Below are 2,481 nucleotides of genomic sequence, written 5' to 3'. Positions count from 1 at the left end.
TAGTCGTCGGCAGCGTCAGATGTGTATAAGCGACAGCCACCCCGCCGCCCGCTGCGCCGGGCCAGCCCGCGCCGGCCTACGGCGGCGGGCCCGAACCCTTGCCGTCGCAGGTCCAGCCGACCCCGCCGGGGGCGATGAACAGCCTCGCCCCGTACCGGGAGGTGCCGACGGCCGGGCGCTGGACCCAGCAGAACGGCAAGCTGGTCAAGGTCACCCTTGGGCCGGACGCGCTGGCACTGCGCGGGTCGATGGTCGCCTACCAGGGCAACATCGAGTTCGACTACAAAAGCGGCGGGCTGCGCGGCCTCATCGAGGGCAAGCTGACCGGCCAGAGCCTCAAGCTCATGACCTGCAAGGGCTCCGGCGAGGTCTTCCTCGCCCAGGACGCCGCGGACCTGCACATCGTCGAGCTCGGCAGCTCGTCGCTGTGCATCAACGCGAAGAACCTGCTGGCGATGGACGCCACCGTGCGTACCGAGGTGCGCCGGATCGAGAGCGCAGGCATCCCCGGCGGCGGGCTGTTCCACTTCGAGGTCTCCGGGCCGGGCTCGGTGGTCGTCATGACCAAGGGGTCGCCGATGACCCTGCCCGTGCAGGGCCCGACGTTCGCGGACATGAACGCCCTGGTCGCGTGGACCACCGGGATGCGGGTCAGCGTCTCGACGCAGGTGCGGATCTCCCGGCAGATCTACGCGGGCAGCAGCGGCGAGGCCCTGGCCCTGCAGTTCATGGGATTCGCCGGTCATTTCGTCGTCGTCCAGCCGTACGAGGTGTGAGCGTGACGGCGATCGTGGCAGCGTGCCCGGCGGGTCGCCCGTCGGCAGGAGGGAGCGGGCCGTGCAGGGCAGCCTGATCGAGCACTACGGACCCACGCCCGTCTTCGAGCGGATGAGCAGGCACGGCTCCAAGATCGCCAAGGTGGTCATGAACCCCGGCCAGGACCTGTTCGCCCGGGTCGGCTCCATGATTGCCTACGAGGGCCTGATCGACTTCAACCCGCAGCCGCCGCAGCTCGGCCGGATCGCCTCGTCCTGGGCGACCGGCGAGGGTGTGCCGCTGATGACGGCGACCGGCCAGGGCCTGCTCTACCTCGCCGACTACGGCAAGGAGGTCATCGTCGCGCAGCTCGCCGGCGAGGGCCTGTCCGTCAACGGCAAGAACATCCTGGCCTTCGACGCGGCGCTGGAGTGGAAGATCGAACGCGTCCGCGGCGTCACGATGCTGTCCGGGATGGGAATGTTCAACGTGGTGCTGCGCGGCCATGGCTGGGTCGCGCTGACCGCGAAGGGCAACCCGATCGTGCTCGACACCCGGGAGGCGCCGACATTCGTCGACACCGACGCCCTCGTCGCCTACACCGACGGCCTGCGCGTCGAGCCCCGGCGCACCGCGCGCCTCGGCGGCCTGATCGGGCGCGGCTCCGGCGAGGCCTTCCAGCTCGGATTCTCCGGGCAGGGCTTCGTCGTCGTCCAGCCGAGCGAGGACGAGCGGCCCACCATGTCGCTTCGAGGATGACGGCGCGGAGAGGATGACGGCATGACGCAGGGTGGGGCGCACGGCGCTCATCCGAATGGTCCCGGCGGCAACTACCCCGGCGGCTATCCCGGCGGTCCTGGCGGGCCCGGTGGTGGCTACCCAGGCGGCGGTCCGGGGATGCCCCCGGGGGGTCCGGCAGGCGGGATCCGCAGCAGCCTGCTCGACAATCCCGAGCGGCCCTCCGACGAGCCGTTCTCCCTGCAGAACGGCAAGATGCTGCGGGCGACGCTCGGCGCGCGGGGGATGCGCGAGTTCTACGCCCGCAAGGGCGCGATGGTCGCCTATCAGGGCGCGGCGAACTTCGACGGCCACTGGGAGGGCTGGGGCGGGCGCTTCCGCAGTTTCTTCAGCGGCGGCGAGGGCCTGAACCTCATGCAGGTCTCCGGCTCTGGCTCGGTCTTCCTCGCCAACCAGGCGCAGGACATCCACATTCTCGACCTGGCTGGCGACGCGCTGACCGTCGACGGCAAGAACGTCCTCGCCTTCAACTCCGACCTGAACTGGGACCTGGTCCGCGTCGACACCCAGGTCGGCATCGCCGGCGTCGGCTCCTACCAGGTGGAGCTGCGTGGCAACGGCAAGGTCGCGGTCTGCACGTCGGGCGCTCCGCTGGTCATGCACGTCACCCACCAGAACTACTACTTCGCCGACGCGGACGCGGTCGTCGGCTGGTCGTCGGGCCTGCAGGTGTCGATGCAGGCGGCGGTGACGTCCTCGGCGGTGTGGCGCCCGCGCGGCAACACCGGCGAGAGCTGGCAGATGCAGTTCAGCGGCCAGGGTTTCGTCATCGTGCAGCCCTGCGAGCTGCTGCCCCCGTACAACGCGCTGGCCGGCGGCGGCGCCGCCGGGCATTTCGGGCTCGGCCAGGCCGGCTTCGCCGGCAACCAGCTCGGCGGCCACGGCCAGGGCGGCCACGGCCAGGGCTGTCTCTTATACCCATCTGAC

The 2,481-nt window shown here is 70.6% G+C and carries 2 protein-coding genes and 1 pseudogene; all 3 read left to right on the top strand.

Annotation, left to right across the window (positions count from 1 at the left end):
- Window positions 1-41: 41 nt before the first annotated feature.
- Window positions 42-776 (top strand): annotated as a pseudogene (locus NBZ85_RS30255) (AIM24 family protein); the annotation flags it as partial.
- A gap of 61 nt (window positions 777-837) precedes the next feature.
- Window positions 838-1,515, top strand: a complete 678-nt coding sequence (locus NBZ85_RS30250) for an AIM24 family protein (protein ID WP_261560703.1) — start codon at window positions 838-840, stop codon at window positions 1,513-1,515.
- A gap of 21 nt (window positions 1,516-1,536) precedes the next feature.
- The coding region (locus NBZ85_RS30245) for an AIM24 family protein (protein ID WP_261563334.1) at window positions 1,537-2,481 on the top strand (945 nt) is incomplete at its 3' end.

The organism is Frankia tisae (genome assembly GCF_025403405.1).
Taxonomy (GTDB): Bacteria; Actinomycetota; Actinomycetes; order Frankiales; family Frankiaceae; genus Frankia; species Frankia tisai.
The sequence above is the reverse complement of the archived record's forward strand: the minus strand, read 5'-3'. Positions and strand labels throughout refer to the sequence as shown.